This window comes from Massilia glaciei (assembly GCF_003011895.2).
GTDB classification, from domain to species: domain Bacteria; phylum Pseudomonadota; class Gammaproteobacteria; order Burkholderiales; family Burkholderiaceae_D; genus Telluria_A; species Telluria_A glaciei.
Map to the genome: position 1 here is coordinate 1 of NZ_PXWF02000046.1, position 15,860 is coordinate 15,860.

The following is a 15,860-nucleotide window of genomic DNA, read 5'->3' on the forward strand; positions in this document are numbered from 1 at the left end:
CCTGGCGCACGACGCCGGCGCCGCGCAGGCCGCCGGGCCGGGGCACGTGGTCTACGCGGCCGGCGACATCGCCAGTTGCCACGGGCGCGACGCGCGCCATTCGGGCGCGGCCGCCACGGCCGACCTGGTCGCCGGCCGGCTCGCGCACGAGCCGCGGGCGCGCGTGCTGCTGCTGGGCGACATCGTCTACGGGGGCGGCACCGAGGCGCTGTTCAACACCTGCTTCGGCCCGACCTGGGGCCGCTTCAAGGAGCGCACCCATCCGGCCCCCGGCAACCACGAATACATCTCGCCGGGCGCGCGCGGGTATTTCGACTACTTCGGCGCGGCGGCCGGTCCCGGCCACTATAGCTTAGCGCTGGGCAACTGGCGCCTGTACTCGCTCGACAGCAACCTGGCCGGGCCGGCCAAGGCGGCCCAGCTCGACTGGCTGCGCGCGGAGCTGGCGCGCGATCCCTCGCGCTGCACCCTCGCCTTCTGGCACCACCCGCTGTATAGTTCAGGCGTCCATGGAAGCCTAGGCGCCATGCGCGCGGAATGGGAGCTGCTGCACCGGCACGGCGCCGAGATCGTTTTATCGGCGCACGACCACGACTACGAGCGCTTCGCGCCGCAGGACGCCCACGGCAAGCTCGACCGGACGCGCGGCGTGCGCCAGTTCGTCGCGGGCATGGGCGGCGCGTACCGCACGCCGTTCCTGCTGCCGCTGGCCAACAGCGAGAGGCGCGACGCCAGCCGCACCGGGGTGCTCAGATTGCGCCTGCGGGACGACGGCTATGAATGGGAGTTGCTCGAAGCGTCGTATGACGGCTTTCCCCACGGGCCCGAGCCGGACCAGGGCAAGGGCAGTTGCCACTAGATTCATTCGATTCAAATCACTTATACGGTTTTCCGGAGTCACATGCACAACACGGTTCATTTCATCTTGCAGGGCAAGGGCGGCATCGGCAAGACGCTGGTCTCGACCATCCTCGGGCAATGGCTCGCGCCCAGGGACGAGCGGCCGCTGCGCTGCTACGACACGGACCAGGAGAACGCCACCTTCTCGCGCTACAAGGCGATGGACGTCAAGCACGTGCAGGTCATGACGGACGAGCGCAACATCGACCCCAAGCGCTTCGACGCGCTGATGATCGACCTGCTCGAGGAGGACGGCAACTGCGTCATCGACAACGGCGCCAACACGTTCTCGCCGTTGATGGGCTACCTGATCGAGAACGACTGTTTTTCGCTGCTCGAGGAATCGGGCCGCAAGGTCTACATCCACGTCATCGTCGGCGGCGGCGACACCCTGCACGACACGGCGATGGGATTCGTCTCGACCGCGAAGGCGACCAAGGTGCCGCTGGTGCTGTGGGAGAACGAGCACTTCGGCCTGCTCAAGTCGGCCAGCGGCAAACTGTTCACCGAGTCGCAGACCTACGCCGACCACGCCGCGCGCGTGTGCGGGCGCGTGGTGCTGACCCAGCGCAACGCCGACACCTTCGGCGCCGACATCAAAAAGATGAACACGGCGCGCATGACGGCCAACGAGGTGCGCGAGAGCGACAAGTTCAACGTCATGGAAAAGCAGCGCATCAAGGTCGTGTTCCGCGACCTGTTCGAACAACTCGACAAAGTCACCTGGTAAGTCTCATGGACCAGCAAAAACTGCGCAGCCTGGTGTTCGACAAGACCGGCGTCCGGATCGATGTCGACGACCCGATCTTCGCGCTCGTCGCGCTCAACGAGGCGGTGCTCGAAGAAGCGGTCGGGCGCCATGTGGCCTTGCTCGACGAGGCCACCGAGGCGTTGGCGGAGCAGGCGCAGTTGTTGCAGGAGGGCGGCGCGGGGTGCCGTTTTGTGGCCGCCGGGGGGACGCGGACGGTTCCGGCTGCGCGCCCGGCCGTCAGCGGCGGGCAGGGTTCAACAAGCCCGGGCTTGTCGGACAGGCGCGCGCTTGCGCTTGCTGCCGGCACGGCGGCGCTGACCGCCTTGTTCGTGCTGGCGGGCCAGGCGATTTTTTTCAAGCCGGCCGCGGGACTGACGCCGGCGCAAAGCGCCAGCATTCATGACGGCGAGAAGCTGGCCGGCATCGTGCAAAAACTCGACCCGAAAACACGGGCGCTGATCGATGCGGAAATGCAAAAACCGTAATTAAGTTCCGACAGCGAACAAGCAAGGCCGTACCAGTTGACGATTCCGGCCCTGCGCGCCCGGGATCAAAATGAATAGATCAGGGTCACTGACGTCTGCGTGTCAGTGTTCTCCTTGCCTTTTGGCACATTCGTGTCATTGCGCGCAACGACCGACGCCTTCATTTGCATGGTTCCATTGATCTTCGTGCTCAGGGACGCTTCGGCGCTCGAGTGCACGTTCGACGTGCTGCGCTCGACGCTCGAGGTATGCGTGAACATTGCCGATGGACTCAGCCGCCAGCGCAGCGCCGCCGCCCCGCGGATGGTGAAGCCGCTTTCGGTGGCGCCGGTGGCGCGCGTCCCGCTGAAGTAACCCGGCCCCACCTCCAGCTCGAAGACGTTGTCATGCTTCTTGTACATGCGGTTGCTGTGGCCGAACGCAATCGTGTTGTATTCGGTGTAGGCGCCGAAGCGATCCTCCACGTGGGTGCCGAGCACGAATAGCTTCTTGCCGTCCTCCATCAATTTATAGGCCGCCTTGGCCGACGCCAAGACCCGTTGGGCCGAGCGGACACGCTTGGCTTGACCGTTGGCCGAGGTCCGTTTGTCTTCCTTGAAATAGCCCGTGAGGATGTACTGGTTGCTCCAATTCTCCAGCTCCTGCCGGGCATCGATCTTTCCGGTGACGGAGGCGCCTTCCGTGTTTCCCGTGGTGGCGATGGCGCCCAGTTCCGCGGAGGTGTTCCAACTGGAGGGCGCGATATTTTCGGCGGCAAGACTTGACGCGGAGAAGGCGGCCAGGGCGGTGGCCAGCATGAAGGAGGAGCTTGATCGCATATTTTCTCGGAGAAAGGCGAGGGATTGAACTTGCCGAATTTGGTCGTGGGCGGGCGCCTGTAACCATATCACATGGCCTAGCAACCACCGGTCAGCTTAATGATTTATTGGCATTACGTTTTTTAGTAATGTCTGTCATCCGGACTTTTTTGACCTTTGCGCGACCGGACGAAGTCCAAATCTTATTTGACTTGCTCAGTCCATGGATCGGTGCGCGACTGGCGCTGCCATTGCCGCCAGCCGTGGCAGTAGGCGCTCTGGATGTAAGGACCCCGCAACACCCTCGGCGTGCTGTCCGATCCCAGATCCTGTCCCAGCAGGTAAAGCGCGCTGGTCCAACCGGCACGCAGCGCGGCGAGCTCGGCGTCGGCCAGGATCGATGCCTGCTCGGGCGTCTCGGCGCGCACGATCAAACACGTATCCGGTCCATTCGGACCACCCGTCAATGGATCGTCGCCGTCGTTGCCCCAACGGATGGCTTCGTATAGATTCATCGCTACCCCACAGTCCTAAACGATATGCAAGTTCGCCGGATGCGCGCGCGGCGCCGGCGCCGCCTCCGCCACGCCATACAAGCTCGCCCGTTCCATGATCGCGCGCGCCCACGGCATGTGGGTCGCCACCTCGCACATCGCCTGGTCCATGCGGAACACGGCGGGGCTGGCCACATCCATGATGCGCGTGGCCACCTCGATGTCGGTCTGGTTGACCTGGTAGTGGCGCTCGATCAGCGGGATCTGGTCGGGGTGGATCGCGGTCTTGCCGATCATGCCGTGCGCGAGGTCTTCGGTGACCTCCAAGTCGAGCAGCGCCGGATTGTCGAGGTACTCGAACACGGGCGATGTCAGCGCGAAGCCATATGGCATGAAGGTCGTCACGAGGCGCGCGATCAGCGGGCCAAGCGGCGTGCGGTAGATGGTCATGCCGCGCGGACGGCGCATACCCAGCAAGGCGAACAGGTCGTTGCCGCCGATACGCAGCGCGAGGATGCGCTGGCGCACGCCCGGCTCCTCGAGCGCCACGCGCAGCAGTTGCATCTCGGTTTCGTTGAAAACGTCGACCGTCTCGAGCGTCGGCATCAGCAGATGCGCGGTGTCGCGCACCAGGCGCCAGTACGATGGCAGGTTGTGGCGCGTCAGCTTGGGCAGCACGAAGCCGGCCAGCTTGTCGGCGCCCGGCATCGCCAGCACCCGTTCCATGACCTCGAGGTTGCGCACGCGCACGAAGCGCTGCAGCGGGCCGCCCGTGTTCATGCGCGCCAGCGTCAGCGACAGGTTCAGCAGCGCCTCCTCGAGCTCGCGTTCGGCGACCGCGTCCTCGGTGCAGAAAATCACCGAGCGCAGGTGGCCAAGCTTGGCCCGGTTGGCGATTGGCAGCAGGTCCTGGTGGGTGGCGGGCACGTACAGGGTCGCGCCGAGAAGTTGGCCGTTAAGCATCATTCGCAGTCCTTATTAACGAGACCGCCTGGTAGGGCAGGTCCACTTCCACGGCGATCGGGACATTTTTTTCCGCCGCCAACACTTTCAGATGCGCGACGTCGGGTGCATCCGGGTCACGCAAGATGAGCAAACGCGGCACGCGCCGCAATAGAACACGGGTGGCCTCGCCGATGCCCGGCTTGATGAGGTTGGCGTCGCCGATGCAGTAGCGCTCCATGGCGCCGCGCATGTACGCGCTCGACACCGCCAGCGCGCCGGCGCGGTCGACCGCCTGCGCGGCGGGGACGCCGCCGGCCGCGGCCAGCGCGACGGCCGCTTCGACGACCTCGTCGGCGAACCGGCGCGACTGGTCCTGCGGCTCGAACTGCGCGTAGTAGACGCAGCCATGGAAGTCGCCTTCGCCGATCTGCTCGTTGAGGATCGAGCGGCTGACCAGGCCCGACACGGTCGCGTTGAGGATGCTCGACGGGATCAGGTAGTCGGCGCACGAGGCGGCGCAGGCGGCGCTGCCGGCCAGGTCCGAGAGCACGTACAGGCCGCTGTCGATGTTCACGCCGTGCTCGGCGTTGAACTGGGCGACAGTGTGCGCCAGCTCGCGCGAGATCACGCCCTTGCCGGTCCAGCCGTCGATGAAGACGATCGATTCGGCGCTGTGGCCCTGGGCCAATATATGGCGCAGGGCCACCGCGTCGATGCCGCGGTCGCGGATGATCGAGACAGAATAGTGCGCGCTGGCGCGCCCGAACACGCGCGCGAGCACATGCTTGAGGATCACGCCGACCGGCGTGCCGGCGCGCGCGAGCGACACCAGCGTGACCGACTCGCCGCGGCGCGCGTGGATCAGCGCGGCCAGCGCCAGGCAGTCGCCCGCCATCTGCGCCAGATTTGTGCGCACGGCGTCGCGGAACACGTCCAGGTAGCGCGCCGACGGCAGGCTCTCGGGCGAGAGCATTTCGCTGTAGTGGCGCTTGCCGCGCTGGATCAATTCCTCCTTGTCGGCCACGGAGGCGAACGCGGTGAACGATTCGAGCGCGAGCCGCTTGAGCAGGAAGCACACGTCGTCGCTGCGGTAGCTGCCGCTGAAGCCGGCCGCGCTCACGGTCGTGCTCATAGCGCCGCCACCGTCATTTTCGCCAGTTGGGTGCCACTCGGCACGATCGCGTAGTCGCAGGCGCTCATGAAGCGCGCGTCGGAGGCGCTGTCGCCCATGCCGAAGGTGACGATCTGGCCATGCTCCTCGGTCAGGCGCGCGCGCACGTACTCGACCGCGTGCGCCTTGTTGAGTGTCTTGGGCAGGATCGCCAGGTTGTTGCCGTTGCGGTGGATGAAGAACTCCCTCCCCTCGCCCGCGATCCACGGCGCGACGACCTCGCGTTCGATCTGCTCGAGCGGCTCGGAGCGCTTTTCGGGGTCCTTGCGCACCACGTAGAACGGCACGCCGTAGTCTTCGATGATGCGGGCCTTGCCGCCCAGGCCGCTGCTTTCGGCGTAGGCGTCGATCAGGTCGCGGATCCGCTCGAGGCCGGGCAGCGCGGCGGCCATCGCGGCGCGCATCTTGGCGAGCCAGAATTCATCGGGCTCGCCGCCGGGCGCGAGCACCACCCCGCCGTAGTCGACGATGACGTAGTCGCTGAACGTGATGCCGACCCGGCCGAAGGCGTCGCGGTTGCGCGCGGTCGCCGGGATCAGGGTCATCTCGCGCTGCGCCATGGCCAGAAAGGCGCGCTGGCGCGCGGTGGTGTACGAGCAGGCGACGCCGTCCTTGAGGAAGGCTGCCGGATGCAGTTCCTCCTCCGGGCCACACTTGCCGGAACTTTGGAACAGGGTGTCGTCCAAATCAACAAACAGGAATTTCTTCAATGCGGGTCTCTGACTGAAAATGGAAAAGGCGCGCGTGCAGGCTGCGCGCGAGTTGGTGCAAGGCGTCGCCGGCCGGCGTTTCGTGGCAGATGAAAACATGCTCGTATTGGCCGGGTGCGACGTTGTAGATGAAGTTGGCGATCCCTTCGCCGTAGTTGTCTGGGAAGCTGAGCGCGTGGCCGACCGCGCCCCACGTCAATATCGGCGAGCGCGTGGTCGACTGCACCATCACATCGACGCCGCGTTGCTCGAGCGCGCGCCCGAGCATGAACGAGGGATGCATGAATTCGCCCGTGCCCAGCACCAGCACGCGCTCGCACGCGCCGACCTGCGCGGCCAGGCGTTCGGCCAGCGCGGACGGGTCGGCCAGCGCCGAACGCAGGCCCATGCGGCCAAAGCACGGGCTCGCGCCGCGCTCGGCGTCGGGGTCGAAGCGCTGCGCCGGCGCGGCCTCGGCCATCTCGCCGGCGGCGAAGGTGTAGCTGCCGTTGAGGGCGGCGCCCATGGTCACGGGCAGGCCGAAACGCCCGCTCAGCGCCGCGGTGGCTTCGGCGCCCATGAAGTTGGTGATCGTGCACAGGTGCACATGGGCGACATCAAGGCTCAGCGTGCGGCAGGCCGCCACCAGGTTCAGGAAGGTGTTGCCGGTGCTGGCCTCGTCGTCGACCAGCACCAGCGAGCGCGCGCCCTGCAGCATCGCGCGCATGGCCGGGTCGTCGGGCAGGTGCAGGAACTGGCGCGGCGCGTGGCTGTGCGCCTCGGCAAATTCGATCAGCGGCGCATTGCCGACGCGGTAGCGCGAGGTGTGGATGAACAAGCCTTCGCGATCCGGGTTGGCGGCCAACCAGGCCTCGAACACGCCCTGGCCCAGGCCGACGGCGGTCTCGGCCATGGCGATGAACACCACCGGCCCGGGCAGGCCGGGCGGCACGCTGGCGGCCAGCACCCCGTGCACCCGCTGCATCAAGGCCGGACGCACCGGCCAGTGCTTGCCGAGCGCCTTGCTCAGGAATAAAAAGCCGCGCTTGACGTTGGCGCGCGCGGCGAAGCCGAGCAGGCTGTCGGCCGCGAACGGGCCCGCCTCGGATGTGAGCGTGAGCGTGCCGGTCGGCATCTCGACATGCTGCACCTGCCGCACTGGCTGCGCCTGCGCCACCATCACCGCGCTCATGCGTATTCCACCGCGGTGGAGATGTCGCCGACACGGATGCCGGCGCGGATGGCCGGCACCGCCAGGCCGTCGAAGCCGCGGTCGAAGCCGCGCAGCGCGAGGTAGGGCAAGTTGGGGCCGGCCAGGCAGGCCATGGCGATGCCGCCCGACATGCGCGGGTTGATCTCGAGCAGGCGCGGCTTGCCGTCGGCTTCGCGGAACTGCACGTTGAAGTTGCCGTTCAGTCCGTAAGCGCGCGCCAGTCTGGCCGTCGATTCCTTGAGCAGCGGATCGTCGACGATGGTCTGGCCGGCGCTGCCGTCGACCGATTTCTTGCGCGCCACGGCGCACACCAGCGTGCCGTTGTCGGCCACGCAATCGACGCTGTATTCGGCGCCGCCGAGAAATTCCATCAGCAGCATCGGGCGGCAGCTCCCCTGCTCCCCGAGGCCGCGGCGGAAATCGTCGAAGCCGATCCGGTACATGGCGCCGTCGAGCAGCAACTGGGTGCTGTTGCGCTTCATGTCGAGCACGGCGAAGCCGAGCGCGTACACGCCCTCGGACGGCTTGACGCACAGGATCGGGTGCAGTTTGCTGAGCTCGGCATACGCTTCGTCGAATTGGGCCAGGTTTTCGAACACGCGGAACTGGGCCGGCGCGGCGCCGGGCAGGTCGACGGTGTCGCAGAAACGGGCCTTGTCGTGCAGCAGCGCCAGCGTTTCGGGCGTGCCGGCCGACAGCACACGGGTGCCGATCTCGGCGAAGCGGGCGCGCGCGCCGCTGATCAGCGCGGCCTCCTTGCCGGGGATGAAAATGCCGATGTCGTTGCTCTGGCAAAAGCCGAGGCACCATTCGAGGTAATTCTCGCCGCTCAGGCCCTTTGGCTCGGGCGCGAAGTGGTGGGCGCCGATGCCGGGACGGGCGTCGGTGCTTGTGTGCGTGTGAAAAATCTCGTACTCGCCCGCGGCATCGGCCTCGCGGATCAGGCGGATTGCGGCGAAAACAGACGAAAACGTTTTATTGAACCAGACGCGCATATAGTCTTTTTAGGGTGAAAGGGTATTCGTTCGAGCAAATCGCGCAACAACAGCGGGGGGCCGGTACTGGAACGCGGGACTGGTCGGTGCTGCGGACCGTGCAAGGCAGGCTTGCTTGGTCCGGCGACAAATCTTTACCGCGGAGGTTCCATGAAAAAACCGGCAGCACGGATTATACCTGTAGGCAGGTTGGCAATCTCATCCGCGCAATTGTGCGGACGGGTTTGCTTGTGTTTCGCCCGGGCATGGACTAACATATGAACACTTATTCACATATTATTATCATGATGACACGCGCCGACGACCCTTCCGTGGCCCAGCTGGCCGATTTGTTCCATCTGCTCGGCGACCCGACCAGGCTGCGCATCGTGCTCGCCTGCCTGCCCGAGCCGATCGCGGTGGGAGACATCGCCGCCGCCCTGCAATTGAGCAGCTCGCTCGTGAGCCACCATTTGCGCCTGTTGCGCGCGGCGCGCATCGTCAAGGCCGAGCGCCAGGGCAAGCAGGTTTTTTACACGGCCGCCGATGCGCATATCACGGGCGTGCTGGCGGACATGCTCGAACATGTCGCCGAACCGCAGGCGGGCCTCGATCAAGGAGTGGAGCAATGACCCGACCCGAACACGCGCAACACCAACATGAGCAACACGAACACGCGAGTCACGAACAAGCAAGTGACGCCCACGCGAATCACGCCCACGGCGGGCACGAGCACGATGCCCACGACCACGACGGGCACGCTTGCGCGCATGACCACCATGCCAAGCCGGCGGCCCCGGGCGCAGACCATGGCCACCAGCACGGCCATGGCCACAGCCACGGCCACGGCCACCACCATGCGCTGGACCCGAACGGCAACATGCGCGCGTTCGCGCTCGCGATCGGCCTCAACAGCGTGTTCGTCCTTATCGAATTCTTTTACGGCTGGCTGGCCAACTCGACCGCGCTGATGGCCGACGCCGGCCACAACCTGTCCGACGTGCTCGGGCTGGTGCTCGCCTGGGGCGCCGCGATGCTGGCGCGCACCGCGCCGAGCGGGCGCTACACCTACGGCCTGCGCAGCTCGTCGATCCTGGCGGCATTGCTCAACGCGCTGCTGCTGATGATGGCTTGCGGCGCGATCGGCTGGGAGGCGGTGCACCGCCTGTCGCAGCCCGCTCCCGTGGCCGGTTTGACGGTCTCGATCGTGGCCGCCATCGGCGTCGTCATCAATGGCTTCTCGGCATGGTTGTTCATGCGCGGCAGCAAGGACGACATCAATATCCGCGGCGCCTACCAGCACATGGCGGCCGACGCGCTCATTTCACTGGGGGTGGTGGTGTCGGGGCTGGCGATCATGGCGACCGGCTGGGCCTGGATCGATCCTGCGCTCAGCATCGTGATCGTGCTGCTGATTTTGGTGAGCACCTGGTCGCTGCTGCGCGAGTCGCTGCGCATGGTGCTGGCCGCCGTGCCGGACAATGTGGACTTGCCGGCGGTCGAACAATTCTTGCGCGAACTACCGGGCGTGAGCGAAGTGCACGACCTGCACATCTGGGCCATGAGCACGACCGAGGCCGCGCTGACCGCCCATCTGGTGATGCCGGCCGGCTACCCGGGAGACGGCACCATCGATGCGATCGTGGCGCGCCTGCGCAATGATTTCGCGATCCACCATTCCACCTTGCAGGTCGAGCAAGGCACCACCGCGCACGGCTGCGCCCTGCATGGCGAAGCCGCGCACTGAGGCGCGGCTTGCCTGGTGCAGGCCCTTGCCGCAGGGCCTTGGCGCAGGGACTTAGTGCAGGGGCTTAGCTCAGGCCCGCGAACAGGGCCGTGCTCAGGTAGCGCTCGCCGAACGAGGGGATGATCGTGACGATCAGCTTGCCTTCGTTCTCGGGACGGCGCGCCACCTCGACCGCGGCCCACAGCGCCGCGCCCGAGGATATGCCGACCAGCAAGCCCTCTTCGCGCGCGGCCGCGCGCGCCGTGGCGAACGCGTCCTCGTTCTTGACGCAAATGATCTCGTCGTAAATTTCGGTGTTGAGCACCTGGGGCACGAAGCCGGCGCCGATGCCCTGGATCGGGTGCGGCCCCTTGACGCCCTTCGACAAGATGGGCGAAGCGTCGGGCTCGACCGCGATGACCTGGAAGCCAGGCTTGCGCGCCTTCATGACCTCGCCCACGCCGGTGATGGTGCCGCCGGTGCCGACGCCGGCGACCAGGATGTCGGCCTGGCCCTCGGTGTCGCGCCAGATCTCCTCGGCCGTGGTGTTGCGGTGCACGGCCGGATTGGCCGGATTGGTGAATTGCTGCGGCATGAAAAAGGCGGGATCGCCCGCGACCAGCTCCTCGGCCTTTTTGATGGCGCCGAGCATGCCTTCGCTGCCGGGCGTGAGCACCAGCTCGGCGCCATAGGCGCGCAGCAGGGTGCGCCGCTCGACGCTCATGGTGTCGGGCATGACGAGCAGGCACCGGTAGCCGCGCGCCGCGCACACCATGGCCAGCGCGATGCCGGTGTTGCCGCTGGTCGGCTCGACGATGGTGGTGCCCGGCTTGATCATGCCGGCGCCCTCGGCCGCTTCGATCATGGCCAGCCCGATGCGGTCTTTGACGCTGTGGGCCGGATTGTAAAATTCGAGCTTGGCGACAATCTGGGCGCCGGCGCCGGTGGCGAGCTTGCGGATCCGCACCAGCGGTGTGTTGCCAATCAACTCGGTTACATCGTTTGCGATTCTCATGTTCTACCCCGCGGTGTGTTGGATGGTGGCGTTAATGGCGTGTCACTTAACTTCGAGCAATTCCACATCGAAGATCAGGGCGGCGTTGGCCGGGATGTCACCCATGCTGCGCGGACCGTAGGCCATGGGCGCCGGAATGATCAGGGTGCGTTTGCCGCCGACCTTCATGCCGACCACGCCCTGGTCCCACCCCTTGATGACCTGGCCGGCGCCGAGCCGGAAGTCGAACGGGGTGCGTCCGGCCTCGCGCGAGGAGTCGAATTGCTTGCCGCGTTGCTTGAGCAGCATCGGCTTGTAGAGCCAGCCGGTGTAATGGACGACCACGGTGCTGCCGGACTCGGCCTCTTTGCCGCCGCCGACCACAACGTCGGTTTTGATCAGGGGATCGGCGACGATGACCGGCGCCACCAGCTGGACTTCGGTGCCGCCCGAGGCAGCCGCCGAGGCAGCCGCCGAGGCCGAAGCCGAAGCCTGGGCCGCGTCTTGGGCAGTCGCCGCGGCGACGGCGCAAACCAGTGCGAGGTAGAGGGAGCCACGGAGGGCGCGACGAATCATGTTTTGTTTTCCTGGTTCAAGGGGTTTAGATCAATCTTAGCGGGCAGCAAGGCTAGCCTATCATAGCAAGGCCGACGGCGCCTGCACAACGGCGGCGTCAAGCGCGGCGGCGGGGGCCGCCGGCCCGGCCGCCAGTTTGCGCAGCAGGTGGGCCGCGGCCACCATCCCGAAGCTGGCCGTCACCACCACGCTCGAGCCGAAACCGGCGCAGTTGAGTCCGGTCACGCCGCGCTCGTCGGCGTCGAGCGAGCAACTCGCGTAGTCGGCCGGATACTGCAGCGGCTCCATCGAAAACACGGCGTCGACATTGAATTTGTTCTTGATCCCACGCGGAAAGCCATACTCGGTGCGCAACAGCTTGCGCACCTTTTTGAGGAGCGGCTCCTGCTCCGTCTTGGACAGGTCGCGCACATCGATCCGGGTCGGGTCGACCTGGCCGCCGGCGCCGCCGATGGTGATCAGGGGGATCGAGGCGGCGCGGCAGAAGGCGATCACGGCCGCCTTGGCCTTGGCGCTGTCGATGGCGTCGACCACGAAATCGCAGCCGCGCGCGCCGATCATCTGGTCCAGGTTGTCGGGGGTGACGAAGTCCTCGACCAGGTTGACCTTGCAAAACGGATTGATCTGGGCGATGCGTTCGGACAGGGCCTCGATCTTGGGCTGGCCGATGGTGCCGCTGTGGGCCTGGATCTGGCGGTTGATGTTCGATTCGGCGACGTTGTCGAGGTCGATCAGGGTCAGTTGTCCAACGGCGCTGCGGGCCAGGGCCTCGACGATCCACGAGCCGACGCCGCCGACGCCGATCACGCACACGTGGGCGGCGCGGAAGCGCGCCAGCGCGCGCGCGCCGTAGAGCCGTCCGATGCCGCCGAAACGGCGCTCGAAATCGACCTCGTGCCCCCCGTCGGGCAGATTTGAAATATTGATTGAGTTCATCTTCCCATTTTAACGGACGGGGCGCCGCGCGCCGCGCTATGCTCTAAAATGGGGCCTCCACGCCCCATCGAAAGCAACAGATGACCAACTCCCTGCCCGACGCCGCGCCCGGCTTCGACCAACCGATCGCCGTGCTCAAGCATTGCCACGACCGCATCCGCAAGCAATTGGCGACGATCGAGAAGCTGCACGCGCACCTGCCGCTGTACGGCGCCGACACCCAGGCCCAGCAGGCGGCCGGCGCGGTGCTGAACTATTTCGACAAGGCGGCCCACCTGCACCACGCCGACGAGGAGCAGGACCTGATTCCGCTGATGCTGTCGGTGGCCAGGGGCGAGGACGCGGCCGCGCTGGCCGCGCTGGTGCCCGGCATCTTGCAGGACCACACCGACATGGAGGCGATGTGGCAGGACTTGCACGAACAACTAAGCGCGATCGCCAACGGCGCCTCGAGCGCGCTGGCGACGGCCAAGGTGCAGCGCTTCGCCCAGCGCTACGCCGACCACATGGTGCGCGAGGAAACCCAGATCGCGCCGATGGCGCTGCGCATCCTGAGCCCGGCGCAGATGGCGCAACTGGGCAACGCGATGCAGCAGCGGCGCGGCATCGCCAGCGCCGGCGCGATGGCGGCGGGTACCCCGGCGGCCACGGGCGAGGCGCTGGCCAGCCTGCGCAAGGACTACGGCCAGGCCAGCCTGAGCGAGACCGAGGTCGCGCGCGACCCGATCGCGCAATTCAACACCTGGTTCGAGGAGGCGCTCAAGGCCGAGGTCAACGAGCCGAACGCGATGAGCGTGGCCACGGTCGACGCCGAAGGCCGGCCGAGCTCGCGCGTGGTGTTGATCAAGCAGTACGACGCGCGCGGCTTCACCTGGTACACCAACTACGCCAGCCAGAAGGGGCGCCAGCTCGCGCACAATCCGCACGCGGCCCTGCTCTTCTTTTGGAGCGAACTTGAACGCCAAATCCGGATCGAAGGAAGGGTGGAGCGCACTTCCGCGGAGGAAAGCGACAAATATTTCCAAAGCAGGCCGCTCAAGAGCCGGCTAGCGGCGATCGCCTCGGCCCAAAGCATGCCGATCGACAGCCGCGCCGAACTCGAGCAAAATTACGACGCCGTGGCCGCGCGGTATGGCGATGCGCCGCCGCGCCCCGAGAACTGGGGTGGTTTTCGCCTTGTGCCCGAGCGCATCGAATTCTGGCAGGGGCGCCGTTCGCGTTTTCACGACCGTATCGTGTACCTGCTGCAGGCCGACGGCAGCTGGGCGCGACAACGTTTGCAACCGTAAGGTGGCCGGGTCCCCGCGCGCGGCATCGCGCGCGGCGCCACGCCCGCCTGTGCTGATTCCGGCTGGAGGTGCGCGTGTTCAATCAACTCAGACTGAACGCCTGGAGCATGGGCGTACGCAACAAGCTTTCCCTGCCCCTCAGGGTGGAACTCTGGAACGGTCAGCGGGTCGACTTTTCCGCCGAGACCCCGCGCGTGACCATCCGCGTGCCCAACGCGCAGGCGCTGCGCTACCTGCTCTCGCCCTCGCTGTATAACCTGGGCCGGGCCTATGTCGAGGGCGCGATCGAAGTGCACGGGCGCGCCGCCGACATGATCGCCATCGTCAACGCGCTCGCGCGCGCCACGCTCAAGCGGCACGGGCGCTTCCGGCTCGGCCTGCCCGGGCTGGGGCGCTCGCGTTCGCGCGACGCGGCCGCCGTGCGCTACCACTACGACGTCTCGAACGATTTCTACGGCGCCTGGCTCGACCCGGGCATGGTCTACTCGTGCGCCTACTTCGAGGACGGCAACGAGGACCTGGCCACGGCGCAGCGCAAAAAAATCGACCACATCCTCAACAAGATCGAACTGCGGCCGGGCCACACCCTGCTCGACATCGGCTGCGGCTGGGGCACGCTCGTGATCCGCGCGGCCCAGCGTTACGGCGCGCACTGCGTCGGCGTCACCCTGTCCGAGAACCAAACCCGGCTCGCCCGCGAACAGGTCGAGCGCGCCGGCATGCAGCACCTGGTCGAGATCCGCCTGCAGGACTACCGCGACGTGGGCGGCCAGTTCGACCGCATCACGAGCGTGGGCATGTTCGAACACGTCGGCGTGCGCAACCTGCCCGCCTACTTCGCGCGCATCAACGCCCTGCTCGCGCCCGACGGCGTGGCCATGAACCACGGCCTGACCACGACCGACGTCGAGTGCCGCGCCGCGCCGTACGGCGGGGGCAAGTTCATCCAGCGCTATGTGTTTCCGCACGGCGAACTGGCGCACCTGGGCGCGGTCGTGCGCGCCATGCAGGAGGGGGGGCTGGAGGTGCGCGACGTCGAGAACTTGCGCCGCCACTACGCGCGCACCTGCGCCTTGTGGACCGAAAACTTCGAGGCGCACGCCGAGCAGATCAAGCTGCTGACCGACCCGCGCCGCTTCCGCATCTGGCATGTCTACCTGGCCGGCTGCGCGTACGCTTTCAAGCACGATTGGATCGGTTTGTACCAGGTGGTGTGCGGCAAGGCGGGGCGCGATCCGGCGACGATTCCCTGGTCGCGGCGCTATATGTACAGCTAGCGTTTACTCCGGCGCTTACACCAGGTGGCGGGAGTGCGGCCCGGGCCCGGGGCGCCGGCAGTGTTTCAAGCCGGGCGCCGCCGCAGCAGCACCCACAGCAGGAGCGCCGCCACCATCGCCAAGCCAAGCGCCGACCATTGCGGGATCATCAGGCCAAGCACCACTTCGCGGCCATCCTCGCACAGGCCGTCGGACTTGAACAGCCAGGGCAGGTACTGCGCGGTTGGAATTTTATTTAGCAGGGTCTGGGTCGGATCGATGCCGCACGAAAAACCCGGATTGGCCAGCACATACAAATGCCTGCCAGCGGTGTAAAGACCGCCCAGTGCGCTGGCCAATGCCAGCGCGACCCATGGCTTGGGCCTGGCGACCGCGGCCGCGACCAGGCAAAACACGCCCGCCCCGAAGAAAGCGTAACGCTGGATCACGCACAGTGCGCAGGGCAGCATGTTCTCGACATGCTGCAAGTACAGCGCGGCGCCGATCAGGGCGAAGCAGCCCAAGCCGACGGCAAGTAAAACGGGACGCGTATTGAAGTTCATTTTTGACCCACAAGGCAACACAAACACGGATCTTCGCATAAAGCCGCCCCAGCCGTAACAAACCGGGTTCCGGACGCAGGGCAATTGCATCAAAATTCAGA

The 15,860-nt window shown here is 66.4% G+C and carries 18 protein-coding genes; 7 read left to right on the forward strand and 11 right to left on the reverse strand.

What is annotated here, in order from left to right:
• The 3 genes from C7C56_RS03520 to traM all read left to right on the forward strand — a co-directional run.
• On the forward strand, window positions 1-859 hold an 859-nt coding region (locus C7C56_RS03520), incomplete at its 5' end, for a metallophosphoesterase family protein (protein ID WP_106756113.1).
• A 42-nt stretch (window positions 860-901) separates the two neighbouring features.
• Window positions 902-1,630: a P-loop NTPase family protein gene (locus tag C7C56_RS03525; protein WP_106756114.1), complete on the forward strand. Its 729-nt coding sequence runs from the start codon at window positions 902-904 to the stop codon at window positions 1,628-1,630.
• Between the two features lie 5 nt (window positions 1,631-1,635).
• The gene (gene traM / locus C7C56_RS03530; protein ID WP_106756115.1) at window positions 1,636-2,136 is read left to right on the forward strand and encodes a conjugal transfer transcriptional regulator TraM; all 501 of its coding nucleotides are present in this window, start codon (window positions 1,636-1,638) and stop codon (window positions 2,134-2,136) included.
• Between the two features lie 65 nt (window positions 2,137-2,201).
• On the opposite strand, the gene C7C56_RS03535 is transcribed toward traM, so the two are convergent.
• The 7 genes from C7C56_RS03535 to C7C56_RS03565 form a co-directional block, all read right to left on the reverse strand.
• A complete protein-coding gene (locus C7C56_RS03535; RefSeq protein WP_229458021.1) occupies window positions 2,202-2,933 on the reverse strand; it encodes a DUF481 domain-containing protein in 732 nt (243 codons plus the stop codon).
• Between the two features lie 203 nt (window positions 2,934-3,136).
• Complete coding sequence (locus C7C56_RS03540) at window positions 3,137-3,448, reverse strand: hypothetical protein (RefSeq protein WP_106756117.1); 312 nt, start codon at window positions 3,446-3,448, stop codon at window positions 3,137-3,139.
• A gap of 15 nt (window positions 3,449-3,463) precedes the next feature.
• Window positions 3,464-4,393, reverse strand: coding sequence for an HpcH/HpaI aldolase/citrate lyase family protein (locus C7C56_RS03545; RefSeq protein ID WP_307719017.1), 930 nt, complete (start codon window positions 4,391-4,393; stop codon window positions 3,464-3,466).
• Window positions 4,383-5,504: a cysteine protease StiP family protein gene (locus tag C7C56_RS03550; protein WP_106756118.1), complete on the reverse strand. Its 1,122-nt coding sequence runs from the start codon at window positions 5,502-5,504 to the stop codon at window positions 4,383-4,385. Before C7C56_RS03550 ends, C7C56_RS03545 begins: the two co-directional genes overlap by 11 nt.
• Complete coding sequence (locus C7C56_RS03555) at window positions 5,501-6,253, reverse strand: HAD family hydrolase (protein ID WP_106756119.1); 753 nt, start codon at window positions 6,251-6,253, stop codon at window positions 5,501-5,503. Before C7C56_RS03555 ends, C7C56_RS03550 begins: the two co-directional genes overlap by 4 nt.
• Window positions 6,231-7,424 carry a phosphoribosyltransferase domain-containing protein gene (locus C7C56_RS03560; protein WP_229458023.1) on the reverse strand — a complete coding sequence of 398 codons (1,194 nt, stop codon included), beginning with the start codon at window positions 7,422-7,424 and terminating at the stop codon, window positions 6,231-6,233. The genes C7C56_RS03555 and C7C56_RS03560 overlap by 23 nt, the downstream gene beginning before the upstream one ends.
• Window positions 7,421-8,440, reverse strand: a complete 1,020-nt coding sequence (locus C7C56_RS03565; protein WP_106756120.1) for an ATP-grasp domain-containing protein — start codon at window positions 8,438-8,440, stop codon at window positions 7,421-7,423. Before C7C56_RS03565 ends, C7C56_RS03560 begins: the two co-directional genes overlap by 4 nt.
• A gap of 257 nt (window positions 8,441-8,697) precedes the next feature.
• On the opposite strand from C7C56_RS03565, the gene C7C56_RS03570 reads away from it, so the two are divergent.
• Together C7C56_RS03570 and C7C56_RS03575 are read left to right on the forward strand one after the other, a co-directional pair.
• Complete coding sequence (locus tag C7C56_RS03570; protein ID WP_370660176.1) at window positions 8,698-9,051, forward strand: ArsR/SmtB family transcription factor; 354 nt, start codon at window positions 8,698-8,700, stop codon at window positions 9,049-9,051.
• Window positions 9,048-10,166: a cation diffusion facilitator family transporter gene (locus C7C56_RS03575; RefSeq protein ID WP_106756122.1), complete on the forward strand. Its 1,119-nt coding sequence runs from the start codon at window positions 9,048-9,050 to the stop codon at window positions 10,164-10,166. Before C7C56_RS03570 ends, C7C56_RS03575 begins: the two co-directional genes overlap by 4 nt.
• Window positions 10,167-10,230: 64 nt before the next feature.
• Here the strand turns inward: C7C56_RS03575 and cysK are convergent, their stop codons facing one another.
• The 3 genes from cysK to tcdA are packed head-to-tail and all read right to left on the reverse strand — an operon-like array spanning window position 10,231 to window position 12,651.
• Window positions 10,231-11,160: a cysteine synthase A gene (cysK, locus tag C7C56_RS03580; RefSeq protein WP_106756123.1), complete on the reverse strand. Its 930-nt coding sequence runs from the start codon at window positions 11,158-11,160 to the stop codon at window positions 10,231-10,233.
• 42 nt (window positions 11,161-11,202) lie between these two features.
• Window positions 11,203-11,715 carry an FKBP-type peptidyl-prolyl cis-trans isomerase gene (locus tag C7C56_RS03585; RefSeq protein WP_106756124.1) on the reverse strand — a complete coding sequence of 171 codons (513 nt, stop codon included), beginning with the start codon at window positions 11,713-11,715 and terminating at the stop codon, window positions 11,203-11,205.
• 60 nt (window positions 11,716-11,775) lie between these two features.
• Window positions 11,776-12,651, reverse strand: coding sequence for a tRNA cyclic N6-threonylcarbamoyladenosine(37) synthase TcdA (gene tcdA, locus C7C56_RS03590; RefSeq protein ID WP_106756125.1), 876 nt, complete (start codon window positions 12,649-12,651; stop codon window positions 11,776-11,778).
• Window positions 12,652-12,731: 80 nt separating this feature from the next.
• Between tcdA and pdxH the strand changes: the two genes are divergently transcribed.
• Entirely contained in the window at window positions 12,732-13,940 is a 1,209-nt protein-coding gene (pdxH, locus tag C7C56_RS03595; RefSeq protein ID WP_106756126.1) for a pyridoxamine 5'-phosphate oxidase, read from the forward strand.
• A 74-nt stretch (window positions 13,941-14,014) separates the two neighbouring features.
• Window positions 14,015-15,217, forward strand: coding sequence for a class I SAM-dependent methyltransferase (locus tag C7C56_RS03600; protein WP_106756130.1), 1,203 nt, complete (start codon window positions 14,015-14,017; stop codon window positions 15,215-15,217).
• Window positions 15,218-15,282: 65 nt separating this feature from the next.
• On the opposite strand, the gene C7C56_RS03605 is transcribed toward C7C56_RS03600, so the two are convergent.
• Window positions 15,283-15,759 carry a disulfide bond formation protein B gene (locus C7C56_RS03605; protein WP_106756127.1) on the reverse strand — a complete coding sequence of 159 codons (477 nt, stop codon included), beginning with the start codon at window positions 15,757-15,759 and terminating at the stop codon, window positions 15,283-15,285.
• Window positions 15,760-15,860: the final 101 nt, after the last annotated feature.